A 5,239-nucleotide genomic window follows, 5' to 3' on the forward strand; every position below is an offset into this window, starting at 1 on the left:
CTAGAATATCTGGGATTGACTTTAATTACAACTTTTCCTTGCTTCACAGCGAGATACTCAATCTTTAAAACCAAATCCCCCCAACTGGCATCAGAGATGGAACGATTTAAAGCACGTTTTGCAGCTTGTCCGTTCTTCAGAAATCTACCAGTTTTCTCCAAGGTTTTGACTTTACATCGTCTCAACATTCCTGATATGTTTAAATCTTCTACAGCAATAGCATCAACTTTTCTAGAAACTATTTTGTTAGCAACATTCCACTGGTAAGCTGTTCGTTTATCAGTAATTCTTTTGTGGAACATTCCAACTTTTGTAGCAGCTTTCTTCCTGTTTTTACTACCTTTTACTTTGCTACTTACACGTCGTTGTCTGATTTTTAATATCCGTCTAACTTTCTTATTAGTGGAAAATCTAGGATTCTCGAATTGAAAATTATCGGAGAGGTGGACTAGTTTAGTTATTCCTAAGTCGCAACCAATCACAGACTTAACTTCACTCAATGGTTTTGCCACGAGGATTGGGATGCTTTTATCTTCAATCCTTACTGATACATACCAACCGTCCTGTCGTCTTCTAATAGTTGCTGCTTTGACGACATACCCATTAGGAATAGGACGTGAATTATGATATCTCATCCAACCTAATTTTGGCAGATATATTTTACTTCCCTTGGTTTTAACACCCATCGCATAGGAAAAAGAACTAAAGTTAGAACGATTTTTAAATGATGGGAAGCCTCTACCCTCAAAGAAGTTTTTGTATGCGGTATCAAGGCGTTTTACGTTTTGCTGTAATACGGTTGAATCAATCCATGCATACCAAGGTCTAGCAGACTTTAATGTTGGTAATGACGTGATTTGAATATCACCAGCGTTTCGTCTTGGATTCTTAAGAACACCTTTTTTATCTTCTTTCCAAGGTTCACCACTTGCCCCATTCTTACTAACAAAACAAGTTATTGGGCAAGCCTCAGCTTTAGTTCTAATATCGCAGTAATTTCCTTGGATATATTGTTGATTGAACTGAGTTAATCTATCTCCCAGACACCAATTATAGTGACTGCGTAGCATATCAACCCAGTTTGACATCTGTTCCGTTTGACCAACGTTAGGTCTTAATTTATATACGTAATTTGTTAACACTTATTTATGACCTTTGAATATTCTCTTGTTTTCGACCTATTAATATAGTAACATAGATAGGAAACAAATAGGAGATAATATGAAAAGTGATTATATCAGAATTAGAACAACTCCTCGCAGATTTAATAAGCTAAAACTATTAGCAGAGGAAAGAGAACAATCAATGACGAGATTAATAGAAGATTGGATAGATTCGTTACCAGAACCTGAAAAGATTCAAGGCGACTAAAGTCGCTCGTGTCGCTTATATCTCAGCACTAAAGTGGCTGAGTTTTACGCATACCGTGTTGTTGTATAAAGTATATCTTTTTTTCACGCAGAGACGCGGAGAAGAGACTGATTTGGGTAAAGGCTATGGATTTCCAAATGGGTATGGGAGAAAAACTGCCTGAGCCTTTGAATGAGCGAGAATTGGATATTTGTCTAAGGTTCTATCCAGTTTGAAAATCTGGTTTATCGAGGATAATTACTCAATGCACATAAAGGTGAATATGTAACATTAAGACGACCCAGCGGCAATTCTCATTGTGAGAATTGCTGAAATAATATTTTCAGGCTGGTGATATCCTCTCAAATACTGATATCATAGAGGGTAATAATATTTTAATTTTGCTCAAAAACTCGAAAGTCAGTTTTTTATGCCTACAAAAAATAAGTTCTTACTTAGATACTTACAGCTTGGAACTGCCTTACTAATAACATTGTCTGCTCTCAGTATATGGACAATGCCGAGTAGCGCAGCGAGAGTCGTTTTTAAACCACCAGGCGATCGCGCACCAAAAACTTCGGCTGGGGGAGCATCACGGAATGACTCAACTTGCGGAATTGCCAGTAACAAACCTCCTGGGGAAAATGTCACCCCTTTATTACCAGAAAGTGATATTGGTCTAACTTTGGCGGAACATCCCACAATATTTATTTATGTTCCTGAGACTAGTGCAAAAGCTGTGTTTTTTAGCATTCAAGATGCTAACAGTAATAATATTTATCAAGATTACTTGAATTTACCTCAAAAAGCTGGTATAATTCGGGTCAAATTACCTATATCTTCACCAGGGTTAAAAGTTGACCAAAAGTATAAATGGTCGCTAGCAATGATTTGTACCCCAAGCTTGGAACCGGATAGTCCTTTTGTGAGTGGATGGATTCACCGAGTTAGTTTTGCCAATACTTTGAATAATACTCAAAATTTGACTTTAGATTCGGTAATTAAGTTGGCTGCGTCTGGTTTGTGGTACGATACCATTTTTACTTTGGCAGAATTACGTCGAGCACAACCAAATAACCAAATTTTAACAACATCTTGGCAGGATTTACTTAACTCTGTTGGTTTAAATGCGATCGCAAATGAACCAGTTATAAATTAATGTTGGTTTGATTGACTCAAAAAATGATTAAATTTGACTTGTAAACGCAGAGTTTCGCGGAGGTAAACGCAAAGTTTCGCGGAGGAATATATATAAAAATAATATTTTAATCAGGCTCAGATGCAATCAACAATAAAAAAACTAGTTTGTGAATGGCGTATTGTTTTAGTTACATCCCCTAGCGTGGCAATATGTATTATTATTTCAAGTATGCTGGGGTGTTTTCAATTGCTGGAATGGTCAGTATTGGAGCAGTTTTTTGCTATTCGTCCACAAATAACAATTGACGAGCGGATTTTAATTGTCACTGTTGATGAGGAAGACATTACCAAGAGCGGTAAACCTGTGATTCCTGATGGAGTTCTTGCGGATGCTATCAAAAAAATTAACAATAAAAAACCTGCCGCGATTGGGATGGATTTTTATCGAGATTTACCTGTTCAACCAGGACATCCAGAATTAGTTGAGGTGATGAAAGGTACACCCAATTTAATTGGTGTGAAAAAATTAGCTGGTGAAAAGGTTGCTGCACCTTCAATTTTAGCAGAAAGCGATCGCATTGCTCTTTCTGATGTGATTTATGATAGTGATGGCAAAGTTAGACGAGCTTTGTTAACTCTCGAAGATGAGAAAGGGAAATTTTACGAAGGTTTAGCGACTAGGTTAAGTCTTATATATTTAGAGTCCAAAGGAATTAAGTTAGAGCAGGTAGATGGTAGTGAGACTGTTCTGAGATTAGGGAAAGCTAGATTCGTACCGCTTCAAAAGAATCATGAGTTTAATTATGGTGCTGCTGATGTGGGGGGATATCAGATATTCTTGGATTTTCATGGTTATAAGGAAAAGTTTGAGACAGTGAAATTGCGGGATTTATTAAGCAACCAAGTCTCCGCAGAAAAAATACGCGATCGCATTGTTTTTATTGGTTCGATTGCGGAAAGTAGTAATGATTTTCATTTTGTGGGATTTCGACGCAGTTGGAAAGATGAAAACGACAAGATGGCAGGGGTAATCGTTCATGCTAATATTACCAGTCAAATATTGAATGCAGCTATCAATGGAAAACCTTTATTGCGGGGTTGGAGTGTATCAAATACATGGCTTTGGGTTTTGTGTTGGTCGATAATTGGTAGTGGTGTTAGCTTATATTTACTTAGAGTTAGAGCTTCCCGCAAAACAATTCCGGGGTTGTTAGTGGTCGGAATTATACTGACTACAGGTATAATTGTTGTTTGTAGTTATACCGCATTTATATTGGGATGGTGGATTCCTTCTGTATCACCAATTCTGGCTTTATTATTATCTGCGATCGCAACTACGATTTTTCATAAACAGACACAACTCGAATTTGCGAATAACCAAATGCAGGAATATTTGCGTAACCTGGAAGAAAAAGTCAACGAACGTACCCAAGAGTTAGCAACAGCGAAACTTGCCGCAGATGTGGCAAATCAAGCTAAAAGCGAATTTCTTGCCAACATGAGTCATGAGTTACGTACACCTCTGAATGGTATTTTAGGATACGCGCAAATTTTACAGCGATCGCAAAGCATTAATGAAGGGGAACGAAATGGAGTCAGGATTATCCATGAATGCGGTTCCCATTTGCTGACTCTGATTAACGATATTTTAGATTTATCAAAAATTGAAGCGCAGAAATTAAAGTTGGAGAATAGTCATTTTAATTTTCGCTCTTTTTTGACTGGGATTGTGGAAATATGCCGCATCCGTGCCGAACAAAAGGGTATTTGTTTTGTAGTTGAACTCGATTCTGAGTTACCAATTGCTGTGTTTTCTGATGAGAAAAGATTGCGACAGATTCTGATTAATCTAATTGGTAATGCGATTAAGTTTACTGAAGTTGGTCAAGTTTTATTCAAGGTTAAAATTGTTGATTTCCAGTTAGAAAGCCAAAAATTACGATTTGAAATCATTGATACTGGAGTGGGAATGACACAACAACAGCAAGACAAAATATTTTTACCATTTGAACAAGTTGGAGACAACGCAAAACAGATAGAAGGTACGGGTTTGGGGTTAGCTATTAGTTCAAAACTGACTGAACTTATGGGTAGCAAAATTCAATTAGAAAGTAACTTAGGAACAGGTAGTAAATTTTGGTTAGATGTGGATTTAGAGATTTCTAATGAATGGTTAAAAACTGCTCCCATACCCCCAATTAAAAATATTATTGGTATTCATGGTCAAACAAAGAAAATACTGATTATTGATGACCAATCTGATAATCGTTCGATTATCGTTAATCTCTTAGAACCGATTGGTTTTAAGTGTTATGAAGCTTGTAATGGTGAAGATGGTTTAATCCAAGCAGAACAAATTCAACCTGATTTAATTATCTCAGATTTAGCAATGCCAGTAATGAATGGTTTTGAATTTGCACGGGCAATTAAAAATCACGCAACTTTAAAAAATACGGTTATAATTATCTCTTCTGCCAGTGTATTTGAAGCAGATAAGAATAATAGTTTAGCTGCTGGAGGTGATGATTTTTTAGCGAAACCAGTTCAATTACATACTTTATTAAACCTGTTAGAAAAATACTTAAAAGTTGAATTTATTTCTAATGATTTTTCATCTAAAAAAGGAAAAAGCATCCTCCAAAATCAAGATAGAAGTACTTATCCTCCAGCAGTAGAAATAGATAAAATTCTAGATTTAGCAAAACGAGGAAATATTAAGGGAATTCAGCTAATATTAGATATTATAGAG

The 5,239-nt window shown here is 36.3% G+C and carries 3 protein-coding genes; 2 read left to right on the forward strand and 1 reads right to left on the reverse strand.

Going from position 1 to position 5,239, the window contains the following annotated elements; genetic code table 11:
- A partial coding sequence (locus tag CK510_RS25805; protein ID WP_143289442.1) for an RNA-guided endonuclease InsQ/TnpB family protein occupies positions 1-1,142 on the reverse strand: 1,142 nt, incomplete at its 3' end.
- A 701-nt stretch (positions 1,143-1,843) separates the two neighbouring features.
- Here CK510_RS25805 and CK510_RS25810 point away from each other — a divergent pair.
- Positions 1,844-2,509, forward strand: coding sequence for a DUF928 domain-containing protein (locus CK510_RS25810; protein ID WP_245912437.1), 666 nt, complete (start codon positions 1,844-1,846; stop codon positions 2,507-2,509).
- A 120-nt stretch (positions 2,510-2,629) separates the two neighbouring features.
- The coding region (locus CK510_RS25815) for a CHASE2 domain-containing protein (RefSeq protein WP_095724396.1) at positions 2,630-5,239 on the forward strand (2,610 nt) is incomplete at its 3' end.

Origin of the sequence: Brunnivagina elsteri CCALA 953, assembly GCF_002289455.1 — a bacterium.
Classification (GTDB): Bacteria; Cyanobacteriota; Cyanobacteriia; order Cyanobacteriales; family Nostocaceae; genus Brunnivagina; species Brunnivagina elsteri.